This is a genomic window from Pedobacter sp. UYEF25 (assembly GCF_054061655.1).
In genome coordinates, this window is record NZ_JBSSEL010000007.1 from 64,076 (window position 1) to 88,911 (window position 24,836).

At 38.0% G+C, this 24,836-nt stretch carries 23 protein-coding genes; 14 read left to right on the forward strand and 9 right to left on the reverse strand.

Annotation, left to right across the window (positions count from 1 at the left end):
• Nucleotides 1-243: 243 nt before the first annotated feature.
• The 5 genes from ACVWYG_RS08570 to ACVWYG_RS08590 form a co-directional block, all read right to left on the reverse strand.
• Entirely contained in the window at nt 244-1,410 is a 1,167-nt protein-coding gene (locus ACVWYG_RS08570; RefSeq protein ID WP_457269776.1) for an MFS transporter, read from the reverse strand.
• Nucleotides 1,411-1,660: 250 nt separating this feature from the next.
• Complete coding sequence (gene lpdA, locus ACVWYG_RS08575) at nt 1,661-3,079, reverse strand: dihydrolipoyl dehydrogenase (RefSeq protein WP_457269886.1); 1,419 nt, start codon at nt 3,077-3,079, stop codon at nt 1,661-1,663.
• Nucleotides 3,080-3,200: 121 nt separating this feature from the next.
• Nucleotides 3,201-3,860, reverse strand: coding sequence for an esterase-like activity of phytase family protein (locus ACVWYG_RS08580; protein WP_457269777.1), 660 nt, complete (start codon nt 3,858-3,860; stop codon nt 3,201-3,203).
• Nucleotides 3,861-3,883: 23 nt separating this feature from the next.
• Complete coding sequence (locus tag ACVWYG_RS08585) at nt 3,884-4,363, reverse strand: esterase-like activity of phytase family protein (RefSeq protein WP_457269778.1); 480 nt, start codon at nt 4,361-4,363, stop codon at nt 3,884-3,886.
• Between the two features lie 69 nt (nt 4,364-4,432).
• The gene (locus tag ACVWYG_RS08590; protein ID WP_457269779.1) at nt 4,433-5,203 is read right to left on the reverse strand and encodes a DUF6515 family protein; all 771 of its coding nucleotides are present in this window, start codon (nt 5,201-5,203) and stop codon (nt 4,433-4,435) included.
• Nucleotides 5,204-5,389: 186 nt separating this feature from the next.
• Between ACVWYG_RS08590 and ACVWYG_RS08595 the strand changes: the two genes are divergently transcribed.
• From ACVWYG_RS08595 to ACVWYG_RS08605, 3 genes are read left to right on the forward strand one after another with little or no spacing between them, the layout of a single operon-like run.
• On the forward strand, nt 5,390-7,249 hold the full coding sequence (locus ACVWYG_RS08595) for a CocE/NonD family hydrolase (protein WP_457269780.1): 1,860 nt from the start codon (nt 5,390-5,392) through the stop codon (nt 7,247-7,249).
• Between the two features lie 4 nt (nt 7,250-7,253).
• Nucleotides 7,254-8,906 carry a M1 family metallopeptidase gene (locus ACVWYG_RS08600; protein WP_457269781.1) on the forward strand — a complete coding sequence of 551 codons (1,653 nt, stop codon included), beginning with the start codon at nt 7,254-7,256 and terminating at the stop codon, nt 8,904-8,906.
• A gap of 38 nt (nt 8,907-8,944) precedes the next feature.
• Complete coding sequence (locus ACVWYG_RS08605; protein WP_457269782.1) at nt 8,945-10,048, forward strand: AI-2E family transporter; 1,104 nt, start codon at nt 8,945-8,947, stop codon at nt 10,046-10,048.
• A gap of 127 nt (nt 10,049-10,175) precedes the next feature.
• Here the strand turns inward: ACVWYG_RS08605 and ACVWYG_RS08610 are convergent, their stop codons facing one another.
• A complete protein-coding gene (locus ACVWYG_RS08610) occupies nt 10,176-11,066 on the reverse strand; it encodes a hypothetical protein (RefSeq protein ID WP_457269783.1) in 891 nt (296 codons plus the stop codon).
• A gap of 217 nt (nt 11,067-11,283) precedes the next feature.
• Between ACVWYG_RS08610 and ACVWYG_RS08615 the strand changes: the two genes are divergently transcribed.
• The 5 genes from ACVWYG_RS08615 to ACVWYG_RS08635 all read left to right on the forward strand — a co-directional run bounded on the left by ACVWYG_RS08615 (nt 11,284) and on the right by ACVWYG_RS08635 (nt 15,355).
• Entirely contained in the window at nt 11,284-11,979 is a 696-nt protein-coding gene (locus ACVWYG_RS08615; RefSeq protein WP_457269785.1) for a head GIN domain-containing protein, read from the forward strand.
• A 161-nt stretch (nt 11,980-12,140) separates the two neighbouring features.
• Complete coding sequence (locus ACVWYG_RS08620) at nt 12,141-12,755, forward strand: MarC family protein (RefSeq protein WP_457269786.1); 615 nt, start codon at nt 12,141-12,143, stop codon at nt 12,753-12,755.
• Between the two features lie 190 nt (nt 12,756-12,945).
• The gene (locus ACVWYG_RS08625) at nt 12,946-13,509 is read left to right on the forward strand and encodes a cold shock domain-containing protein (RefSeq protein WP_457269787.1); all 564 of its coding nucleotides are present in this window, start codon (nt 12,946-12,948) and stop codon (nt 13,507-13,509) included.
• Nucleotides 13,510-14,252: 743 nt separating this feature from the next.
• Nucleotides 14,253-14,945 carry an SIMPL domain-containing protein gene (locus ACVWYG_RS08630; RefSeq protein WP_457269788.1) on the forward strand — a complete coding sequence of 231 codons (693 nt, stop codon included), beginning with the start codon at nt 14,253-14,255 and terminating at the stop codon, nt 14,943-14,945.
• A gap of 95 nt (nt 14,946-15,040) precedes the next feature.
• Nucleotides 15,041-15,355, forward strand: a complete 315-nt coding sequence (locus ACVWYG_RS08635) for a hypothetical protein (RefSeq protein WP_457269789.1) — start codon at nt 15,041-15,043, stop codon at nt 15,353-15,355.
• 69 nt (nt 15,356-15,424) lie between these two features.
• Here the strand turns inward: ACVWYG_RS08635 and serS are convergent, their stop codons facing one another.
• Nucleotides 15,425-16,696, reverse strand: coding sequence for a serine--tRNA ligase (gene serS, locus ACVWYG_RS08640; RefSeq protein WP_457269790.1), 1,272 nt, complete (start codon nt 16,694-16,696; stop codon nt 15,425-15,427).
• Nucleotides 16,697-16,802: 106 nt separating this feature from the next.
• On the opposite strand from serS, the gene rsmI reads away from it, so the two are divergent.
• From rsmI to ACVWYG_RS08665, 5 genes are all read left to right on the forward strand, one after another.
• A complete protein-coding gene (gene rsmI / locus ACVWYG_RS08645; RefSeq protein WP_457269791.1) occupies nt 16,803-17,525 on the forward strand; it encodes a 16S rRNA (cytidine(1402)-2'-O)-methyltransferase in 723 nt (240 codons plus the stop codon).
• A complete protein-coding gene (locus tag ACVWYG_RS08650; protein ID WP_457269792.1) occupies nt 17,509-18,195 on the forward strand; it encodes a PH domain-containing protein in 687 nt (228 codons plus the stop codon). Before rsmI ends, ACVWYG_RS08650 begins: the two co-directional genes overlap by 17 nt.
• Before the next feature lie 58 nt (nt 18,196-18,253).
• Entirely contained in the window at nt 18,254-19,894 is a 1,641-nt protein-coding gene (lnt, locus tag ACVWYG_RS08655; protein ID WP_457269793.1) for an apolipoprotein N-acyltransferase, read from the forward strand.
• A 9-nt stretch (nt 19,895-19,903) separates the two neighbouring features.
• Nucleotides 19,904-20,425: a signal peptidase II gene (gene lspA / locus ACVWYG_RS08660; RefSeq protein ID WP_457269794.1), complete on the forward strand. Its 522-nt coding sequence runs from the start codon at nt 19,904-19,906 to the stop codon at nt 20,423-20,425.
• A 92-nt stretch (nt 20,426-20,517) separates the two neighbouring features.
• On the forward strand, nt 20,518-20,934 hold the full coding sequence (locus tag ACVWYG_RS08665) for an OsmC family protein (RefSeq protein WP_457269795.1): 417 nt from the start codon (nt 20,518-20,520) through the stop codon (nt 20,932-20,934).
• A 332-nt stretch (nt 20,935-21,266) separates the two neighbouring features.
• On the opposite strand, the gene ACVWYG_RS08670 is transcribed toward ACVWYG_RS08665, so the two are convergent.
• Together ACVWYG_RS08670 and ACVWYG_RS08675 are read right to left on the reverse strand one after the other, a co-directional pair.
• Complete coding sequence (locus ACVWYG_RS08670; RefSeq protein WP_457269796.1) at nt 21,267-21,902, reverse strand: hypothetical protein; 636 nt, start codon at nt 21,900-21,902, stop codon at nt 21,267-21,269.
• A gap of 190 nt (nt 21,903-22,092) precedes the next feature.
• Complete coding sequence (locus ACVWYG_RS08675; protein WP_457269797.1) at nt 22,093-23,733, reverse strand: NAD+ synthase; 1,641 nt, start codon at nt 23,731-23,733, stop codon at nt 22,093-22,095.
• A 53-nt stretch (nt 23,734-23,786) separates the two neighbouring features.
• Here ACVWYG_RS08675 and gldB point away from each other — a divergent pair, with 53 nt between their 5' ends.
• Nucleotides 23,787-24,821, forward strand: coding sequence for a gliding motility lipoprotein GldB (gene gldB, locus ACVWYG_RS08680; RefSeq protein ID WP_457269798.1), 1,035 nt, complete (start codon nt 23,787-23,789; stop codon nt 24,819-24,821).
• Nucleotides 24,822-24,836: the final 15 nt, after the last annotated feature.

Here is a 24,836-nt window from a genome sequence, read left to right on the forward strand (position 1 = left end):
GCTACACTATCTTTTCTCGTCAAAAAACTTAGAAAAGGGTGTCGCGATGATCGTTAACGCAATTAGAATTTGATTAAAAGAAAAATTGAAGCCAATGACCTATTTACAGGCGTTTGCCCTTCAACAGTTTGCAGCAACTTTTGAGCGAAATTTTTAAGTTTATATATTTGCCGTAGTATTCCAAACCAACTGTAATGGGAACAAATTAATTAGCTAGGTATTTGATAGCCATTTAGCTAGATGCTAGTCGATGGCTTTTATTTTTGTGACGATAAAAGTAACCAATAGTCCAAAACAGGCAATTAGCGCGTATGAATATCTGAGGTTGAACAATCCGGATACAAAGCCAATAAGTGGCGGCCCCATTAAAAACCCCAAATAGCTGATGCTGGACACCATTGCAAGCGCCATCCCAGAAGATACTTTTTTAGTATTACCGGCCACGCTATAAACCGTTGGCACAATACCCGAAACGCCAAGTCCAACGAGCATAAACCCGAAAGTTGCAGCGGGTAGATAAGGAAAAAATACAGAGATAAAAAGCCCAACAGATGCCGTGAGGCCACTGAATTGAAGTGTTTTCTTACGCCCAAATTTAGCAACAAATCTATCTCCGAAGAATCTGCCCAACGCCATCATAATCATAAAAGACGCGTAGCCCAGAATTACAATAGATTTGGGCGCCATTACTATCTTCTCAAAATAAATTCCGCTCCAATCAAACATCGCACCCTCTGTGGCCATGCTGCAAAATCCTATAATTCCTAACTGAAGCAATATGCCTTCGGGCTTTCTAAAAAACTTGGGCTTTCGCTCTGTCCTAGCTTCTCTTCCTGGAACGAGATATTTATGGTTTAGCAATATATTTATCCATATTAATACCGCAATAATCCAATAGTGGTAATAAGGTGAAATGCCTAAATTTATCATTAATAAGGCAATAAGCGCACCAGCAAAATTTGCCAAACTCCATGCGCCGTGGAAAGAGGTCATAATGGGCTTCATAAATAACTTCTCTGCCTCAATTCCTTGCGTATTTACAGAAATGTTGCACATATTTCCTATCACACCAAATAAAAACAAAAAAGCAGCCAACTGCCAATCTGCACTGGCTAAACCAAGGTTTGTAAGGGCGATGACATAAAGCGGCGCCGCGATGGTAAGTATCTTCCTACTGCCAAATTTAGTAACCAATTTCGCCGATATCGGCATGGTACATAACTGACCTGCCGGAAGTGCCAAAAGAAGCGCACCAAATTGTGCATCCGTTAAATGTAGATGTTCCTTTATTTCCGGAATGCGACTTGCCCAAGAAGCAAATGCAACGCCTTGCCCTACATAAAATAAAGAAACAGCCACCCGAATTCGGCTTATTGATACTTTTACGGGATCGGCGATGGGATTTATCAATACTATAAAGAAATTTTTTAATGAAGTAAATTTAGTAGCGAATAACTAATTAGGAGCAGTTACCAATCAGCGGTACAGATGGCCACGGATTAACTGCTGGAGTTCAAACAGATTTAAGAATGTTCATATTAAGCTTATTTAGGCATACTTCGTCGATTCAATCCTTAAGGAAGGATCTAATTGTTTCTCAGTTTGTTCGGTTACCATTCGTACGTTGCACTTGGCAATTGCTGCTGTTTTTTTCAGGATACTAAATATGTATCGCCCTATTGTCTGTTGCAGCCATCGCTGCCTCTCTAAACGCCTCGGTAAAAGTTGGATGCGCATGAGACACGCGAGCAATGTCTTCAGCCGAAGCTCTAAACTCCATGGCGAGTACCGCTTCTGCAATCATATCAGCAGCTCTCGGTCCAATCATATGAACACCCAAAATCTCATCTGTTTCTGTGTCGGCCAAAACCTTTATAAAACCGTCTGTATCCATACTTGCTTTTGCCCTGCCACTCGCCTTAAACGGAAATGAACCAGATTTATATTTAATGCCCTTTTCCTTTAACTGCTCTTCGGTTTGCCCGACCGAAGCGACCTCCGGCCAAGTGTAAACTACACCAGGAATTAGATTATAATCGATGTGGGGTTTTTGTCCGACAAGCTGTTCTGCAACCAAAGTTCCTTCATCCTCGGCTTTGTGCGCGAGCATTAGCCCATCAACCACATCTCCAATGGCATAAACACCTGGAACAGACGTTTCTAAATGTTCATTAACCGGAATTTTCCTACCTCTTTCTGTCACTATTATCCCAATTTTATCTAATCCTAAGCCATCCGTATAAGCTGTTCGTCCAACCGCAACAATACAATAATCGGCGGTAAGTTTCAATTCCTCACCCTTCGCATCGGCTGCAGTTACTGTAACTACTTTTCCCTTAACCGTAGCGCCAGTAACTTTGTGGTTCATGAAGAATTCCATGCCCAAAGATTTCTTCAATACCCGTTGGAGTTCCTTGCCCAAGCTAGCATCCATATTACTTATGATAGACGGTAAAAACTCTACAACAGAAACTTTAGTTCCCAAACGAGCGTAAACAGAACCTAGTTCTAAGCCAATTACGCCTCCGCCAATCACAACCATGGTTTTTGGCACTTCTTTAATATTTAGTGCTTCGGTCGAGGTGATAATCCTATCTTTATCTACGTTGATAAAAGGCAAAGTGGTAGGTTTAGAACCTGTAGCAATAATTACATTTTTTGCTGATAACTGTTCTGTAGATCCATCGTCTTTAGTTACTAACACAGTATTTTTATCGATAAAAGAGCCGATCCCTTGTACAGAATCTATCTTGTTCTTTTTAAACAGATAGGTAATTCCTGCGGTATTTTGCGCCACCACATCGTCTTTTCTGGCGATCATTTGTGGCATATTTACTTTTAAATTTTTAAGCTCGATGCCATGAGTGGCAAAAGTATGAGCCGCATTATGATAGTGCTCAGAAGAATCTAACAATGCCTTTGACGGAATACATCCCACATTTAAACAGGTGCCGCCAAAAGTTTTATGTTTTTCTACTACAGCTACTTTTAATCCAAGTTGTGCACAGCGAATTGCCGCTACATAACCACCCGGACCAGAACCAATAACTACCACATCGTACTGCATAATTTCTCTAATTTTACGCCGCAAAGTTAACGAAAAAACAGGCAACACAAAATAGAAGAGTAGGGAAAGCTCAAATTTATGAATGGATTAGTTAGGATGAAAGAACTACTTGTTCGACGATAAACGTTTACATCTATCTCGGCAATACCTCAAATAAGAACAATTGCTGCACCTGCGTTTTCGAAAAATTGTTATCCACACAAAAAATTAAACTCTTGTGTCCATTTGGTAAACTCGGGCCAAAAGTCATCCCCTCGAAATTATCTATATGCCTATTCAGACTATCAAAATCAAAAAGCAAGCGTTTTTTTAAAACTTTTGGTGGCTTATTCTTAAAAGATAGATTGGCCATTTGATTTTCTGCTCCTTTTGTGTCAACTATGTAAACTTTAATGAAACTATGGTCGACATTTCCTTTTGCCCAGGCCCTTTCCATCACCAATAATTTATCATCGTTAAGGGCGAGTATTTCGGAAATTCCGTTAACGTTCCAATCCATATCTACCGCTGGCTTAATGGGCAAAGCATCTAAATTATACGCATACTGGCTCGTATTTTTTTTACTCGCCACATCAAACTTTAGAATTCTAGTTAACGCTCCCGAAAATTCGAAACTTGCTTTTTCACTGTCCTCATACCGCGGTTCCTCCAAACTGACAAATAATGCCTGGTAATTGTTGGTATAACTCAATCCTTCAAAAACCGCATTTTTCCGAGGACCAGAATCAGTTTTCATAAAGTGATAACCGCGCGGTAAAGGGATAGTATCTAGAAAAAAGCCTTCACCGCTCATAAATGTTAAGGATGGTTGGACGATCACGTATCTAAAACTGAAAATCTCCTTTCTCCCTCGCTGCTCCATACAAAACTGTTTTTTCTCGGATTGTATCTAATTGATTCTGCATCAGGTTTTACCGTTTTATCTGTCCCAAGTTTTGGATAAGATTTACCATTGGGCTGGAGCAAATTCGTAACCTTTATAAACCCAACAGAATCTATCTTGTTACTCGAGATGAATATTTTTGCGGTATAAAATCGCGCCGGACTTCTTTGAGAAGGATCATCACTTATAATGTAATATTGATTTTTTTTCTCATCGTAATCTATCCCAGATAATCCACCAACAATTGTATTGTTATAATTTAGGTTGTACGGAACAACATATTCGCTCAAAAATTTAATCGAACTGATGTTATTTTTTTCACCTAGGTTAAGCCCAGCCTTTTTAAGGCTACAGGAACAGAAAGCCAGTGGCAATAGAAAAAGGGCAAAAGGTTTAGACGAATACTTTTTCAACACTTGGAATTTATTTTACAATGATAACAAAAAACCAGGTTTAAAGTATCTAGAACCATTCGCCATCTACTACTTTGCTCTTCCCACTACCTGGTAAGAAATATTATCCCCGTCAACAACCTGCTCGTAGTACACGCCATCTGGAGAAATGTACAAGGTTTCGTTTTTAATGGTAATTTCTTGGCTATCGGGAGGCAACTGCTTTACTATATCTCCAATTTGATGGGTATCAACCAAACCGTCACTTGTGTTTAAAACTCCATCCTTGCCTGCAACTACATAAACTGTTTGATTATCTGAATTAACTTTTTCGGTGTAATAAACGCCTTTATATTCGTAATAATCGGTACCGTTTATAGCTATTGATTTTGCACCAGATGGCAAGGTGGGAACATCAGCACCAACCGGAGGCACTACAACCTCATAACTGTTTTGGAATGGCCTATAAAACAACCCACCGTAATAATAATATTGTTGATCCCCATAATAGAATGGATAGTACCCGTATGGCAAAATATTCAATCTGAAACCAATAAATGGTCGATAAAAATTATAATAACCATAATATGCAGGACGATACCGATAAGATGGCCTATAATTTTGTCTATAACCCCTGTTTGAGTAACCGTAACTTGATCGCTGTACGCCATTATACGACCTACTAGATTGAATTCTCTGAGGCGCAGACCGAACCGATGGCGCTCTGGACACGCTTGCGCCACCTCGGCTACCGCCCCCTGACCTACTTGGGCGTTGTGCTGACGCATTATTATGCACTAAAAACGAAAAACTAAAAGTGAGGATTAAACCTACTATTACGGAGTTGAAAAGCCTTTTCATTGTCTTATTTATTTGCTTATAAAGACGTGATAAACCCAAAAAAGATTATAAAAATGAACACGGAATTTAAAAAAATGATAATTTAATGACTAGCCACAAATCTTTTAAAAATTTGATGGTTTATCTCCATATTAGTTTAGCATCCAAATGCATATATTTAGCAAATCTTGCAAAAAACCACATTCGATGAAGCCATTAAAAATTTTCGCACTAGCAGCTTTTACGTTAATTTCAATCCACCTTTCTGCCCAAGAAACAGATTCTGCCTATGTAAAGGCGCACTACACGAAAGTGGAAAAACAGATAACCATGCGAGATGGTATAAAGTTGTTTACCTCAATCTACATCCCCAAAGATAAAGGTGTAAAATATCCATTTCTTATTAACAGAACGCCTTATACAGTCTCACCTTATGGTGAAGAATATAAAAAAAGCTTAGGAAACTTTCCTGCAGAAATGAGGGAAGGATTTATTTTCGTTTATCAAGATGTAAGGGGAAAATGGATGAGTGAGGGAACTTTTGAGGACATTAGACCTCAAACAACCACCAAGAAAGGAACCGATGAAAGCACTGACACTTACGATACAATAGATTGGTTGGTAAAAAACGTTTCGAACAATAACGGCAAGGCGGGCATTTATGGTATTTCATATCCCGGTTTCTACTCTACTACTTCGTTGCCAAATGCCCACCCTGCATTAAAAGCAGTTTCTCCACAAGCACCCGTTACCGACTGGTTTAGAGGGGATGATTTTCATCATAAAGGTACCTTTTTTATGATGGATGCGTTTAGCTTCATGACGACATTTGGTGTTCCAAGACCAAAGCCCATCACACCAGACCAAGGGCCAAAAGGCTTTAAATTCCCAATAGAAGACAATTATAGGTTCTATTTAGAAACGGGTTCACTAAAAAATTTAAAAGACAAGTACATGGGCGATAGCATTAAGTTTATTAATGACCTATATGCGCATGCAAACTTAGACACTTTTTGGAAAGCTAGACTCATTTTACCACACTTAACCAACGTTAAACCGGCTGTTATGGTAGTGGGAGGATTTTTCGATGCGGAAGACGCTTACGGAACTTTTGCGACGTACAAAGCCATAGAAAAGCAAAACCCTACCGCTAAGAACATTCTTGTAGCGGGCCCATGGTTTCACGGGGGCTGGGTTCGTGGTACGGGAAGTAGTTTTGGAGATATCAATTTTCAACAACCGACGAGCACTTACTATCAAGAAAACATGGAATTGCCGTTCTTTAAATACTACTTGAAGAATGAAGGAGATTTCAATCCGGCAGAAGCGACCATCTTTGTTACGGGCAGCAACGAATGGAAGAAATTTAAAACTTGGCCGCCCGCTGATACAACTTCAAAAAATTTGTACCTCCAACCTCAGGGAAAAATGAGCTTTGACAAGGTTGGTAGAACCGACAGTTGGGATGAATACGTAAGTGACCCAAATCATCCAGTACCTTATCAAGAAGGTGTGCAAGCAAGACGCACCAGAGAATATATGATTGATGATCAGCGTTTTGCAGAACGCAGGCCTGATGTTATGACTTACCAGACAGCACCATTAACTGAAGACATTACTGTTACTGGACCTGTATCGGCCAATCTGTCTGTCTCTACAACCGGTACAGATGCAGATTATGTAGTAAAGTTGATAGACGTCTATCCAGAAGATACCCCTGCGCCAGATCCCAATCCAAAAAACATTATTATGGGTGGCTACGAAATGCTTGTAAGGGCAGAAATTATGCGCGGAAAATATCGCAATAGTTTCGAAAAACCTGAGCCTTTTATACCCAACCTAATTACTAAAGTTGCGTATCCACTGCCAGATGTTGCGCATACTTTTAAAAAAGGCCATAAAATTATGGTTCAAATTCAAAATTCATGGTTTCCGTTGGCAGATAGAAATCCACAGAAATTTATGGATATTTATAAGGCAGAACCATCAGATTTTCAAAAAGCAACTCAGAAAATCTATCACGATGTGTCAAACCAATCTTACATTACATTGCCGATTTTAAAATAGTCAAATGAAGTATCTAATTTTGTTGTCTGCTGCATTACTTACTAGTTTTTGTGCACAGGCGCAAATGCTAGGGAAGCATACTGAGAACACTCATGCAGACAGTTTACGTGGAACATTAACTCCATTACGGACCTGTTACGACATCAATTATTATCATTTAGATGTTAAAATAGACATCGACCAGAAATTTATTAGCGGTAGCAATGAGTTTCGATTTACAGCAACACAAGATTTCCAAAAACTACAATTTGACCTGTTTAGCAACCTGAAAGTTGAAAAAATTGTTTTCAAAGGTGAGGTGATTCCCTTTACAAGAGCGTTCGATGCTGTTTTTATAACTTTCCCAGAAATTCTTAAAGAAGGTAGTAAAAATGAGTTCATCGTATTTTATTCTGGTAATCCAATTGTTGGGAAAATGCCACCTTGGGATGGGGGATTCATTTTTAAGACAGATGCCGATGGCAATCCGTTCGTTTCTGTCGCATGCCAAGGTTTAGGAGCAAGCGTTTGGTGGCCAAATAAGGACCATCAAAGTGATGAGGTCGATAGTATGTTGATTAGTATTTCTGTCCCTGATACGTTAAATGAAATATCTAATGGGAGGTTGCGCAGCAAAGTTAAAAAAGCTGGTGGGTATACTCAACACAATTGGTTTGTTGCCAATCCAATAAACAATTATGATGTCACTTTTTATATTGGTAAATACGCACACTGGCAGGATAGTTTTGCAGGAGAAAAAGGAAACCTAAGTATCGATTATTGGGCACTGAAAAGGGATAGTGTGCAAGCTCGTCCACATTGGGATGCCGATGTGAAACGGATGCTAAAATGCTTCGAATACTGGTTTGGCCCTTATCCCTGGTATAAAGATGGCTATAAGCTTGTGGAAGCGCCACATTTGGGTATGGAGCATCAAAGCGCAGTGGCTTACGGCAATAAATTTAAAATGGGCTATTTAGGCAGAGACTTAAGCGGAACTGGTTACGGCTTATTATGGGATTTTATAACCATTCATGAAAGCGGGCATGAATGGTTTGGAAATAGCATCACTAGTAAAGATTTAGGTGATATGTGGATTCACGAAAGCTTTACCAATTATTCTGAAACGCTATTTGTAGACTATACTCAAGGTACGAAAGAAGGAAATGCTTACGTGATCGGATTAAGAAAAGGAATTAAAAACGACAAACCGATTATCGGGCCATACGGCGTAAATAAGGAAGGCTCCGGAGATATGTATAATAAGGGTGGAAATATCATTCACACCATCCGACAACTCATAGACGACGATGAAAAATTTAGGCAAATACTGCGCGGATTAAATAAAACTTTCTACCACCAGACCGTAATTAGTGCACAGATAGAGGGATATATTGCAAAGAAAAGTGGTTTGAAGTTAAGTAAGTTCTTTGATCAATATTTGAGACACAGTAAAATCCCTGTATTTGAGTATGATATAGCAAACGGATTGATGAGGTATAGATGGATCACGGATGTAAGTGGTTTTGAGATGCCAATCAAGGCAACTGTTGCAGGTGGAGAATTTACCTGGATCAACCCTACCAATAATTGGAAAACGATCAAAATTGCCTCAAACATAACAAAAAACACCTTCGAGCTTGATCCACAATTTTATGTAGATAGGAAGGAAGATTAAATATTTGGAATAATCCTGGGCTATGAATTTTGGTTAAAATGATAAACGAACAAAAATTTCATTCTCGCAGCATCATTGAAACTACCTTGGTTACGCTGCTATTGCTAGCTTTGATGGTAGCCACATTCGATGTATTAAGAGCTTTTTTCGGCATACTCACTTTTGCATTAATCTTCTCATTAAGTTTCGCTACACCCTATAAAAGAATGGTAAAACTATTGAACAATAGACGAAAATTAGCGGCAAGTATTTATGCAGTGTTGCTGATAGCTATAGTAACATTACCTTTTGTATTAATTATAACTACAATTGCAAATCACGTAAAAGAAGCTGAGGTTTTTATCTCCAATGCAAAATTAAATGGATTACCGCCTCTACCGAAATGGATTGCAAATTTACCACTTATTGGTAATCAACTTCAAAATTTTTGGGACAACGTTCCTTTCAATCCGCAAGAAACCATCGCACCTCATGCGCTACAACTAAAATCAGCGCTAAATCACGTGTTGACCGCCGGTACTGGAATGCTTGGTGCAACTATGCAACTCGTGCTGGGCATTATCATCTCCGCTTTTTTCTTGGCAAGTGGGGAAAAAATATTGTTACCTTTAAAAGCTGCTCTAAAACATCTTTTGGGGGCACGGGATGGCATCGAACTCTTAGAAGCAACTGGGCAAGCAGTAAAAGGCGTCTCTATTGGGGTGATGGGTACCGCATTTTTTGCAGCATTTATTTCTTGGATAGGTTTTGTAATTGCGGGAATTCCTTTTGCATTGGGACTCGCCGGACTTGTCTTTTTCGTAACTATCATTCAAATAGGACCGCTTTTAATATGGATTCCAGTAATTATTTGGTACTCAACTTTGGGACATACAGGCTACACTATATTTCTGATTATCTATGCAATAGGTGTTTTGATGATTGATGCTTTGGTAAAACCAATCTTAATTTCAAAAAGTGGTGGTCGTCTCCCTTTTTTGGTATTGTTTATCGGTGTTATAGGTGGTTTGACAGCTTGGGGATTTACCGGCATGTTCAAGGGCGCTATTGTAATGGCAATTGCATATACCGTCTTTACGAAATGGTTAGAAAACCGGAAAATAGAATTAGAATTACAAACAGTACATAATTTGGAAGAATAAATTAGGATGCATCATAAAATGACAACTACTTGAAAGATAAAGTCCCTTCTCTAGAACTATGTAATAGATATTTGAACATGCAAATGTGTTCTAGTTACGATGATTTGCAGAAAGTTTTAAAATCTGACTAAAACTGCACTCCAAAAACCCACATATTTTCTGTGTATTTTATGCTTTGACTAGCTTTATCTAGATCGTTAAACCCTGTGGTGTGTACTTTCAGCAAATTTGCATAACCAAGCTTAGTGGTATTTTGGATGTAAAAATGCTTCCACACATAAAACTTCAATCCCATTTTGGCAGAGAATCCATATCCTGCCACATTCCAATGATTATTTCTCCCAATCCCAAATAAGCGAACATCAGACCTCGGAACGAACATTCCGCCACCAAGACCCGTCTCTAAAGTAAGTGAGGTATTCCCTGCGGGCGCAACCCAAATATCGTCGTAGCGTTCTACCTCAATGTTTGCATAATTAAAGCCGTCGGTATGCTCATAAGTCAGTATGTCTTTATTGAGATTAATTTTTTCGCCGTTGTAGGTTCCCGCCAATTTTCCGGTAGGAGTATTGTCTTTCGAAATATTGGCGCCTATAGTGCCGTATATGGGTACTGTTTGAGGAATATCTACAACATATTTCATGTGATCCCAACCAATTGAAATGCTATAGTTATCTTTTATAAAAAACCCAAATCTAATGTCATACTGCGGCACACTAATTAAACCCGGGTTTAAATAGGCCCACGTTAATTTGGATTGCCTATCCTGCGCAACTACATCTTTTAGTTGAAAATTATAACCAGGCCCATTAAAAGAGATATCGCTTTTATCGTACCAAGAATGGTTATATCCCCAATGAAAAAAGAAATCACCTTTACGAGAAAAATTCCGTTTATGTTCAGGATTAAAGATACTTTTGGAAGAAATCGGAGCACTTTCGGCAGATTGCAAAACATTTTGGGCTTTAATCCCTTTACCGAAAAACAGCGCAAATAAAAAGAAAGGTATTTTTTTCACGGCGCAAATTCGTTAAAAACACCTGCTTTAGCAAAGTTTTATTTAGGCGACCCAATTTGTTCGTAAAAAAATGATTTTTAGACTTCAATCTTACGCACAAGCTGTTTCCTTTTTTAAGCAAAAAGTTTTTTAATTGTTGATGCAACATTTTAAAATTTGAAACGTCTCTATAAAGGATATTGGTTTTATATATAAATTTAGATAAAAACTCAAAAAAATGAAAATTATTTCTTCTTCGCTTTTGGTATTGTTGTTAGCTTCTTTGAGCTTTTTTTCAAAGGCACAGGACCAACCTCAGGTAAAAAACTTTTCTGCCATAGTGGCTGGCGGCCCGATAGATGTTGTGGTTACTTTAGGCAACTCTGAAAGCTGTAGATTTGAAGGGGATGCTGAAGCAATAGCCACATTACTTGCTCAGGTTGAAGGATCCACTCTGGTTATTCGTCCGCAAATGAGCTGGAAAAGCTGGGAACGTAAATATTCTGGTAAAAAAATAACAGCCTATGTAGCCGCAAAAAAATTGAGTAGCTTTACGATGAGCGGCTCTGGGAGTATGGAAGTTAAGGGAACGGTAAATGTAAGCGAACTTTCGGTTGTATTAAGTGGGTCCGGAAATTTAAGTCTATCTTCCAAATCAAAAAATATCAGTGCGGTATTAAGCGGCTCTGGAAAGCTCAACATCACGGGTGAAGCGAATGATGCAAGTATAACGCTAAGTGGCTCCACAATTTTTCAAGGTAAAGATTTTTCAGTAACAAATTTATCTGCCCAAATGAGTGGGTCGGGTGTTGTTAACATAGAGGTTAGCGACAATATTAACGCAGTAATCAGTGGATCTGCAAGTGTAAATTACACAGGCGACCCAACAGTTAAGCAAACCATTTTGGGTTCTGGAAAAGTTAGAAAGGTTTAAAAACCAACGTTGCAATTAAGCAACAAAGCGGCTTAAAATCATTTATGTAGGCAAAAAAGCTAGGTATTTTTCATTATTTGTGAAGATAAAGTACAGTTTGCATTATTAATTTGGCTAGTTTTGCCAAATATTAAGTCCTAACGTCTGACAAAATAAACTGTATGTACGACTATTTGGTTTTTTCTTTGACTGTTTTTACTGGCTTCTTCGCCATTATGAATCCTATCGCAAACGTGCCTATTTACTCATCGCTTGTAGAAGACGCCGATCTTAAAACAAAAAAAGACATTAATAAACGCGCCACGACGACTGCATTCATTATTGTATTTATCTTCATTGTTTTGGGAAAGTTTATTTTCGAGCTTTTCGGCATTACCATACCAGCGTTTAAAATTACCGGCGGAATTTTAGTCTTTTATGTAGGCTTTGAGATGCTTCAATCTCGAAAAGCTGGAGTGAAACAAATTAAAGAGCCAAATATTGATGAAAATATTGCCATTTCTCCATTGGCAATTCCGATTTTAGCAGGGCCTGGGACCATCGTTACTGCGATGAATTTTGTGGCAAGGGCATCATATATAGAAATTGCCATTACAATTGTTGTTTTTGCGTTAATGTGTTGGTTAAACTATATGGCTTTCAGTTTGAGCGAATATGTGGTAAAAAAAATAGGTACCAATGTGATAAAGGTGATCGGTAAAATTATGGGACTTATCATCGCAATCATAGGGACAAATATGGTCATAACAGGGTTAAAAACTGCCTTTAACATCTAATTCAAAATATAAACGGACGTAGCCAAGCAATTTAGAATTGTGGTTGATTAATTGCAAAACATTTTCCTTACAGCAAGGTTATCCTAATGCTTTGTACAATTTATTTCGGAGACAAATTATTGGTTTAGATTTCTTATCTTTGTGCAATTGGCAATAAAGTCGATCATAAAAACAAAAAACAGCGTAATATATGGCTAAATCTCAGGCGACATACAGTAAAAAAGAGAACGAAAAGAAAAGGTTGAAGAAGAAGAAGGATAAAGATGAGAAGAGAGAAGAGCGCAAAAACGACAACTTGAAAGGTTCTAAGCTGGAAGATATGATGGCCTACGTAGATGAAAATGGAAACATTTCTTCTACCCCACCAGACCCTAAAAAGAAAAAAATAATTAATACGGAAGACATTCAAATTGGTATTGCAAAGCAAGAAGATTTGATAGATGAAGATCCGATTAAAAAAGGAACAGTTACGTTCTTCAACGATAGTAAGGGTTATGGGTTTATAAGAAACTCGGACACGCAAGACAGCATTTTTGTGCACGTTAATGCATTGAAAGAACAGATAGGTGAAGGTGATAAAGTGAGCTACGAGATAGAAATGGGTCAAAAAGGGCCAACTGCTGTTCGTGTTAGCAAAACGCCCATAGTTAAAGCTGAGCCTAAACCGAGGCCGCAAGCTCAGGTACAGCCACCACTACAAACTCAACCTGCGGTTGAGCAAGACGATAAGGAGAAACCTGCTCCTAAAGATTAAATCATTAAAAAACCTTTTCAAATTGAGAAGGTTTTTTTTTCGATCAGCCACACCGTTTTATAAAACTTGATTCAGTAGCAAGTATAATTTAGCTAAGTTTGATCAGAAATTTGTTGTCGATAATGCTTGCGTTATTGGCGCACAAATATCAAAATTATCCACCGACAGTGATCGTGGTCGCGACATAGCACACCATTATTTTTAGACACAGAAAATCAGAGGCATCGAAGTGCGATTTGGTCACTTCAGACGCCTAAAGCAGCATTAATATATTTCGAAAAGCTTTAGAATCCGAGTTACTCCTCCAAATTCATACTTATAGCTGTATTCAACGTAGTCTCAAATCTATCCATCGCCAAGCTGCAGCTTTAGTCTCAGGTTTCGATTCAGATTGTCATTTTAAGCCTTTCGATGCCCTCTCATAAGTCTATTGGGCAAGTTGAGATTCAAAACAATAGGCCCTAACCATATCGGAGCAATTATTTTATGTATGTTGCTTTTCTAATAATACCAAACTTATCTAAAAGCAACTTTATATTACAGGTAGCATGCCTGGATATTAAAAATTTCTGAAAAAGCATAATCAAAAGACGTTTCATTCCTTTACACCTAGAAAGTGTACAATCAAGCTAAAGTCAATCAGCTGTTATCAAAAAAACCACTTTTAAATTTAAAAAAATTAAATAACGGTGTGGAATTTGATAGCAGCACGCATCATAACGGTACACACAAAAAAAACAAATATGAAAAAGCTAATTGCAATTGCACTGGTCACAGCGCTCGGACTGTCTACAGTTAAAGCCCAACAAGTAGATTTAAGAAAAAAGATTACGGTGAGCGGTGAAGCAGAGACCGAAGTTACCCCAGATATTATTTACATCGGAATTGCTTTAAAGGAGTATCTAAAAGACAACAGCAAGAAAAAAGTAGACCTCACTACTTTAGAGAACCAACTCTACTCTGCTATACAAAAAGCAGGAATAGCAAAGGAAAACTTAACAATTGATAACTTGAGCAGCTGGAATTATGCCACAGAAAAGAATAAAAACCCTGACTTCCTTGCCAGTAAACAATATCGGTTAAAGGTAAGCGACTTGAATAAATTTAATTCGATCATGGCATCAATCGATTCAAAAGGTATTGCAAGTACGAATATAGAAAGTTACGAATATTCTAAAACTGACAGCTTAAAAAAAGCATTGAAAATTAAAGCTCTACTAGCGGCAAAAGAAAAGGCGACTTATATGGTTGAAGCATTGGGAGGAAAGTTATGGCCAGTTATAGAAATTCAAGAAGGCAATGACAACACTCCCCAACCTGTATATAGGAATTTTATGATGAAGAGTTCAATGGCCGATGCAGAGAGCGCTCCCGAAATAGATTTTAAAAAAATAAAACTTAGCTTCACAGTTAATGTCGTTTTCGAAATAAAATAATCCGCATTTACATTGTTTTCAATAATTTTAATTCCTACCAATCTTTTGGTAGGTTTTTTGTTATGAGTTATATTTTACATTTCTAAACTTTATTTATGAAAAAATTAATTTACACCTTCGCCCTAATTTTTACTTTAGGAATTAGCGCTAATTCAGTTAATGCAACCGAGCGCACTGCTAAACCTGCTACAGAACTTACCACTGACCAACAAGCGAAATTAGACAGAATTACGAATCGCGTGGAGGAAATTAGAGAGATGGACAAATCTCAACTTAGTCGTTCAGAGAAAAGGGAATTGCGTAAAGAGCTTAAAGAGATGAAAAATCAAGCCAAAGCAATAGGTGGTGGAGTCTATCTTTCTGTTGGCGCAATTATCATTATTATTTTATTGTTGATCTTGATATTATAGAACAATTTAATTTTGCAAAAAAGCCCTCACAGAAAACTCTGTAAGGGCTTTTTTCTTATAAAATAAAGTCTAATCGATCCGATCAAAACCGGTATACTTAACGAGCACTTCAGGAATTTTTATTCCGTTTTCAGTCTGATAATTTTCCAGAATTGAGGCTACGATACGCGGCAGCGCCAGAGCACTTCCGTTTAGAGAATGAGCGAATTGGGTTCTGCCCTCTTTTCCTCTAAACCTAAGTTTTAAACGATTTGATTGAAAAGTTTCGCAATTAGAAACAGAAGACACCTCCAGCCAACGTTGTTGTGCCGCGCTCCAAACTTCCATATCATAAGTCATCGAAGCGGTAAAACCCATATCTCCGCCACACAATCTCAGCACACGATAATGTAAACCAAGCGCTAACAACAGTTCTTGCACATAACTACTCATTTGCTCAAGTGTTTCGTAACTTCTATCTGGATGCGTAATTTGCACAAGTTCCACTTTATCGAATTGATGAAGCCGATTTAATCCGCGAACATGCGCGCCGTAAGAACCAGCTTCCCGTCTAAAACATGGCGTGTAAGCAGTATTTTTTATAGGCAAATCTTCTTCTTTTAAAATGACATCTCTATATAAATTCGTAAGCGGAACCTCTGCTGTTGGTATCAAATAAAGATCATCTACCCCAACATGGTACATCTGACCTTCTTTATCGGGCAACTGCCCAGTTCCAAAACCCGATGTTGCATTGATCATGTGCGGAACTTGCATTTCTGTATATCCAGCAGCAATTGCTTTATCTAAAAAATAATTGATTAAAGCACGCTGTAGCCTGGCGCCTTTCCCTTTATAAACAGGAAAACCGGCACCAGTAATTTTAACGCCAAGCTCAAAATCGATGATGTTGTATTTTGCCGCCAATTCCCAATGGGGCAACGCAGCGTGGTTAAATTCTGCGGGACTTCCGTTTACCAAGACAACTTCGTTTTCCTCTGGCGTAGAACCTTTCGGAACTAAATCTCCAGGTAGATTTGGTAATTGAACAATCAAGTCAAATTGTGCTGTTTCTAGCGTTGCGTGTCGCTCACTTAAACTTTTAATTTGTTCTTTATACGCAGTAGTCGCTTGTTTAATAACATCGGCCTCGTCTCTCTTACCGTTCCGCATTAATTCGCCGATCTGCTTGGCAGCAACATTTGCCTCTGCGGAAATGCCATCTAACGAAGTTTGGGTAGAACGACGATCTTCATCTATTTTTAAAATTTGATCTACCAATTCGGGTTGGCTAAAATTACGAATAGCCAGCCGCTCTAAAACTTTCTCCCTATTCTCGCGGATATAATTAACTTGCAGCATTATTTTTTAATTTTTTCAAAGATAAAAAGAGTTACGTGTTATCCGTTATGAGTATGTATTTTTATAATGATACTCAAAACCAGCAATGCGTAAACCGCAACTTAATATGAATGGTAAATTATTCCTAGTACCAACGCCAATCGGCAACTTAGAAGACATGACTTTTAGGGCCATTCGTACATTAAAAGAGTGCGATTTAATTTTGGCTGAAGACACACGAACGAGCGCTCCGATGCTTAAACATTTCGAAATCGACAAGAAAGTTTTCTCACACCATCAGCACAATGAACACAAAGCCACTTCGGAGATTATTAAATTTTTAAAAGACGGACAAAAAATTGCCTTAATTTCTGATGCCGGAACACCTGCGATTTCTGATCCGGGATTTTTTCTCATCCGCGAAGCGATCAAAAACGACATAGCGATAGAATGTTTACCCGGTGCAACCGCATTTGTACCAGCATTAGTAAACTCTGGCCTACCGGCCGACGCCTTTGTTTTTGAAGGATTTTTACCAGTTAAAAAAGGGCGTCAAACGAAATTTAAAAAACTTTTAGAAGAAGACCGCACCATTATTCTTTACGAGAGTCCGCACAGGCTATTAAAAACGCTGGAAGAATTTGCACAATATTTTGGAGCAGATAGACAAGCATCCGTCAGCAGAGAATTGACCAAAATGTTTGAGGAAACTGTTCGAGGAACGTTGGAAGAAATAAAATCACATTTTGAAAACAATACTTTAAAAGGAGAATTTGTAATTTGCATTGCGGGTAAACCGAACGAGAAACATAAAAAAAGACATAGCGATATTGATGAAGACATCAGATAATAACTCGCAAATTTTACTAAACATGATTGAGATAGATAAGTTTTTGAGCGATGAGCAGGACGCCAAAGCAGTAGAAAAGATTATTGGTAAATTATCAGACCTTCTTACAACAGGCGAAGAGCTAATTTATATTGCGGTACAAAAAAAGCCTGCGGTAAACTTGCTTCCAGACAGTATTGTGGTAACCAATAAGCGTATTTTTTATTGCCAACCTAGCAATTTAGGACTTACAATGAATTTTAAGGATATTTCTTGGAAAAGCATAAAGGAGGTTTCTTTTAAAGAAGAAATTTTCGGCGCCAAATTTATTTGTGTCCCTTCACATGGCGAGAATATTGTGACAGACTACATTCCGAAAGTGCAAGCTAGAAAATTGAACCAAGCGGCAAACGAGCAGATCAACAATTACCACGACAGCCTATCACCGAAAAAAGCTGAGATAGAGCCCATGAAAGAGATTTTAGAGCCTGAAGCAGAAGTGCCTGAGTTTACACAACAGATAATCCAACAAAAAGATGAGAGCAATCTACCTTTCTTTACAGAGCCAGCAATAGAAGAGGAAGATGAGACTACCTTAAAACTAAGAAAGCTAAAAAATCTATTCGACAAACATTTGATAAGTCAGGAGGAGTACGATGCAAAAAAATCCAATATTTTAGACAATTTATAATGTCATTTATTTTCTCCTTAAGTAGCCTTAAAACTACTCCGCAGCGCAAGTTTTACCTATGAACGATAAACATAATTACTTACTCGCGTTGCTGAGCGCGTTTTTGCTGTGGTTGGGTTGGCCACCAATTCCTTATACGACTCCAATTCTGCTCATCGCGCTTGTCCCACTACTTATCGCCACAGATAACATTTCAAAAACGACTACAAGAAAAAAAGGCAAACGCGTCTTTTTAACTGCCGGATTAACCTTTTTAATTTGGAATACAGCATCAGTTTATTGGGTTTACAACGCTATAAAAGCTTATAATGGTGCAGCAGTGGCCATTCCGGTTTCACTTATTCCATTTTGCTTAGGTGCATTGTTGATGACTTTTGCGTTTTGGTTGTTTTACAGGCTTCAACAATTTGCACCAAAATACATCGCATACACAGGACTTATTTCTTTTTACATTGCGCTAGAGTACCTCCAACAAACATGGGATTTTGCGTTCCCGTGGATGACACTTGGAAATGGCTTATCTGGCATGCACCAGTTGGCGCAGTGGTATGATTATACTGGAGTTTATGGCGGTTCTCTTTGGATTTTGGCCAGCAATATTTTGGCTTTCGAAACCTACAATTACTTTAAATATGCCAATAAGATAGCTAAGGTTAAGCCGCCTTATATCTGGTTGGCCGTTGTGATTATACCTATTGGAATATCCTTAACTAAATACAATACGGCTACAGAAAAAGGCACTCCGAGCAACGTGGTAGTAGTACAGCCGAATATAGATCCTTATCAAAAACTAGAAATTATCTCTCCTGCAGATCAAATTAAGATATTAACACACCTCTCAGATTCCATCGGACAGGTAGATACCGAATATTTTATTTGGCCAGAAACAGCCATTCCGAATTATACAGATGAAGATAAAATTAGAGAGAGTTTAGATTTTTTAACGCTCCGTGATTTCCTATCTAAATACAAAAACGGAAATTTAATTACCGGAATAGAGACTGTAAAGTTTTATCAGACTAAAAAGACGGTTTCGGCAAAGCACGATGACCAAGGAAATAGATACTATGATAATTTTAATACCGCCATGCAGGTAGAGAATTCTGAAAACGTACAATTCTATCATAAATCTAAATTGGTTCCAGGGGCAGAAAAAATGCCTTTCCCTATGGTCTTCTCTTTTTTAGATGGCGTTTTTTCGCAATTAGGAGGTAGTGTTAGTGGTTGGGGTTGGCAAGAAGAACCGAGTGTGCTTTATGCGCAAAGCGGTATTGGTGCGGCTCCGGTAATCTGTTATGAAAGTTTATGGGGCGATTGGATTGGCCAACAAGTTAAACAGGGTGCACAATTTATTGCCATTATTACGAACGATGGTTGGTGGGGAAATACCTCGGGCAAAGACCAACATGCGCTGTATGCAAAGCTTAGGGCTATTGAAACGCATCGGGATATTGCGCAATCGGCAAATACCGGTATCTCTTGTTTTATCAATCAACGCGGCGACATTACACAGCGCACAAAATGGTGGACACGCACTGCCCTAAAAAGCGACATCCATTTAAACGATGAAATTACATTTTACGTAAAAAGTGGAGATCTAATTGCTAAGTTTTTCTCAATACTCTCCATTTTTCTAGCACTGGTTATCCCTTACAATACCTTTATCAAAAAGAAAAAATCTAAGGAAATATTAGGATAGTTATCCATTATGAAAACCCAAAAACACCTCCATTTTGCCGTCCTTATCTTCTTGTTGCTTTTGAATATTGGTTGCGACCAAGTTTCGAAACATATTGTACGAGATAGAATTAGCGATTACGAACACATTAGCATTATAAAAGACCATTTTACCCTAACCAAAGTGCAAAATAGCGGTGCTTTCTTAAGTTTGGGAGATGAAATGCCATATATATTTAGATTGATCATTTTAACAGGCATTCCCCTAATATTTCTTGTTTATGGCCTGTATTATCTTTTTGCAAACCGAAATCTACCTATCCCCATGCAAATTGCCTTATGCTTTTTAATCGGTGGAGGAATCGGTAATTTGTATGACCGAATTATGCATGGATCGGTAACCGATTTTATGCATATGAACTTTACCATCTTCCAAACCGGTGTATTTAATTTTGCAGATGTGTCGATTATGATTGGGGTAGGCATCCTGCTCATAAGGTCATTTTTTGGACCTAAACAACTGCCCATAAAGTCTTTAGAAAATGACTTTTAAACCTGATCGAATTAACCAATTTACATTGTACGAACAAACATTTGGTGCCTTCACTTGTTGCGTTCTTATAATCGTTGAATAAATAAAAAATAATGAAAAGAAATGCAACCGCCGTTTGGCAAGGATCTATTAAAGAAGGTAGTGGAAAAGTGTCTACCCAAAGTACGGTATTAAAAGATACGGCTTACTCTTTTAAAAGCCGTTTTGAAGAGGGTATTGGAACAAATCCTGAAGAGCTAATTGCAGCAGCGCATGCAAGTTGTTTCGCTATGAAACTTTCACTAAACATTAGTGAGGCAGGTTTTACTGCCGAAACGTTAGATGCAAAATGTGACATAAATTTAGATACCTCCAAAGGGGAAATTTCAGAATCGCACATTACTTTACAAGCCAAAGTACCGAACATTTCGAAAGAAAAATTTGATGAATTGGTGGCAGATGCCGAAAAAAATTGCCCAATTTCGAAATTGCTGAATGCCAAAATTACGGTGGATGCAACACTAGCTTAAGTATACTTTTAAAGCAATTAAAGAAAGCCGTTTCCTATTATTATGGAAGCGGCTTTTCTATTGTCAAATCTGCACATACAACTCTCAGTTATTTAGAAATCTAAATTTTGGTTTCTTATATACATGTTAAAGCAGGCTATGTTGATGCAATTTTTATTATCAAAAATTGAAAATCTGATTTGATTGATGGAATGGGTTTAGGAGAATTCTGAGAAAAGTTGAGGTTTGGGCAGGATCGAAATAAACATCTTTTGAAAACTTTTATAACTTTAGGTTTCTCGGGATTAAAACTAATTATTAAAAGAGGGAATAGTGATAGAAGTCACCGTTGCTTAGTTAACCTGTGGAAATGTTTTTTCTACTATTTTGATAATTTCAATAGTAGGTGGTATCCATTCATAGATTTTCCAATTCGCATCTTCTTTCTGCTGCTCCGCTAGGGACACTTGGTAACTATTATTCGGAGTGTATATGCTGAGTTTTTCATACGAAGTATGAACAGGAACCAGAGGAAAGAACTTTCCGTGAAACTTGTATCTTTTCATGCTTTTTAAATGATCCAAATTTGAAAAGAAACAATCGAAAATTTCACTGTTCACTTCTACAACTTTAATATTTGCATCGCTAACACAGGCTATTTCTTTTGAATAGTACCTATTGTTAAGTTTCCAGTATATCTTTCCCCTTTCAAATCCCTCGTAAACACATGGCGCGCCTACCTCCTCGCCTGGCTTAAGAAAGTATACTATTTCACAACCTACACAGAATTGTTCATAAATTATAATCGTATCAGAGCCTAGGTTTCTTATTTTCTTGTATTCTTCTCTTATAAAAGGATCTAAGTTTTTAGTAAATCTAACTTGCGCTGATGTGTTAAATGTCAAAGTAAAAAGCAGGAAAAACAGAAGTGATTTCAGGAAGGATGTTTTTGGTGTATCTACATGATGGGATACTTTAATGATTTCCATAAGTAAAGGGGGTTGTTAGAATATTTTGATTTGGCAAGACTTAGAGCAACCTAGGGTTTCTAGTGTAGATTATATCCACAGAAAGGAAAGATAATGAACAGCCTACATTACCAAAAAAGGGTGTGGTTTTCTGAGAATTCGCAAAGTATTCATTCTAAAATCCTTTATCCGCTATTTAATTATCCTCCCTTCAAATCATGTACTTTCCTACAATTGGCATCCGTCTACCCATGCCGAATGCCTTTGGAGAAACACGTAATATTGGTGGTGTTTGATAGCGCTTAAACTCTGCGCGATTTACCATCATCAGCACACGCTTCACTAACTCCGCATCAAAACCTTGCTGTATGATGGCTTCCGTACCTTTTTTCATCTCGATGTGCTGAAATAAAATTTTGTCTAAAACCTCATATTCTGGCAATGAATCAGAGTCTTTTTGGTCAGGACGAAGTTCTGCGGATGGTGGTTTGACAATCGAATTTATTGGGATGAGCACTTCATCTTTGTTGATGTATTTGGCCATTTCAAACACTTGCATTTTATATACATCACCGATTACGGCAATGGCACCGCACATATCGCCATATAATGTGCCATAACCAACGGCGCATTCACTTTTATTTGATGTATTTAGTAAAATGTACCCAAACTTATTGCTCATTGCCATTAACAAAGTTCCTCTAATACGTGCTTGAATATTTTCTTCGGTTAAGTTTTGAGGCTGATCTTTGAAAGCGTCGGAAAGCATATCATCAAAAGCATCTGCACCTTCCTTTATAGAGATTATGGTATGCTGGCACCCAAAATTCTCCACCAAGGCTAAGGCATCATCAACAGAATGATCAGAAGAATATTTAGAAGGCATTAACACTGCCATCACGTTTTCTGCACCGAGCGCTTTACACGCCAATGCACAAACCACGGCAGAATCTATTCCTCCAGACAAACCCAAAACTGCCTTTTTAAAACCCGACTTCTTGAAATAATCTGAAATTCCCAACACGAGCGCATCATGTATTTGGGCGATATCGCTAGGTCTTACAATATTCGGTATCGATTGTTTGTTTTCGAGTAAATTATCAAAATTGAATACTTCTAAATCTTCCTCGAAATACTTCATCTCTTTTTGCACCACTCCCGCAGCATTAATCAACATCGAACCACCATCAAAAATTAACTCTGTCTGTGCGCCAATCTGATTTACATAATAAATAGCCAAATTATACTTCTTTGCATTATCACTAAGCACCTTCATTCTATTTTCATCGTGCAAATAAGAAAAAGGAGAAGCGGCAATATTGATCATCAAATCTGGCTTTTCCTCCATGAGCACGTCCATTGGATTTGCGACATAAAGTGGATTGTCGTTGATGTTCCAAAGATCCTCACAAATGGTTAAGGCAATTTTTTTACCCATAAACTCAATACATCTAAAGTCGATTGCAGGCTCGAAATACCTGTACTCATCAAAAACATCATAGGTTGGTAACAGCGCTTTCTTTACGATTTGCTTTACCACTCCATCCTCGATAAAATAAGCAGCGTTGTATAAATCTTTCCCCTCCCTCACCGGATTTTTAATCGGCAAACCAACAATACAGGCTATCCCTTCACAATGCGCCGCGATTTCTGTCACTGCTTTTTCGCACAGCGCAATAAATTCGTCGAATTCTAAAAAATCTCTAGGCGGATAACCCGATACGGCCAACTCTGCAAAAACAACAAGGTCAGAAGCTTTGGATTTCGCACGCGCAATAGCGTCGACTATCTTCCTTGTATTCTGTTCGAAGTTACCTACGTGATAATTGAGTTGGGCCAAGGCTATTTTCATGCGAAATGAGGAATTTTTAATTTAAAGAAGTTAATTATCTAAGTTTGTAAGATATGGCATATCGTATAAAACCACTGCAAATTTATCTAATTTTTTTATGCTCTAGTGCACTTTTATCTTGTAATGACACAAGCAGGCCAGATGTAAGCAAAATAGCAGTTGATGTAAAAATTGACCGCTTTGATAAAGATCTGGCGCATGGAGCAGCAAGAAATCTAATATCAACTGACACACTTTTAAGCAAGAAATATGGCGTTTTCTATGACGACTATATCCATAAAATTGTAGGAAATCCATCAAGCCAAGGCATCGAAGTATTAGGTTTGCTATATAAGGATAAGGCATACAAAGACTTAAGCGAAGAAGTTGATAGTGTATTTCCGAATTTAAACGCTCAAGAAAAAGAGCTTACGGAAACTTTTAAATACATCAAGTACTATTACCCAAAAGCAAAAGTCCCCCATTTTGTCGCGTTCGTTTCGGGCTTTTCCTATCAAATACCCATCGGTGATAAATATTATGGAATTGGGTTAGATATGTTTTTGGGCAAAAACAGCAAGTTTTATCGCGGAATTGTTGAAAGCGTCCCAATGTATTTATCTGCGCAATTTACGCCAGAAAATATCGTACCACGGGTAGCAACTACTTACGCACATGAAGAACTTTTTCGAGAACCCGATGAAAATAAAACGTTGCTGTCTAAAATGATTTTTCAGGGGAAAATTTTATACTTTTTAGAAAAAGTATTGCCCAGGCGTGTCGGCGATTCGACGCTTTTGGGTTATACCCAAAAGCAATATGATTGGGCAAAACATTTTGAGGGCGATATTTGGGCATATATGCTACAGAATAATTTGCTATACGAATCTGATTATCAAAAAATACAGGTTTACCTTTCTGAGGGACCATTTACACCAGGTTTGGGAGAGAATAGAGAATCGGCACCAAAATTGGGCGTGTTTATGGGATTACAAATTGTGAAAAAATACATGACGGAAAATCCCAAGACTAACCTAGAAAAATTAATGGCCGATAACGATGCGCAAAGCATGCTGCAGGAGTCGAAATATAAACCGAAACAGCAATAGTTTAAGGGTTAAAAA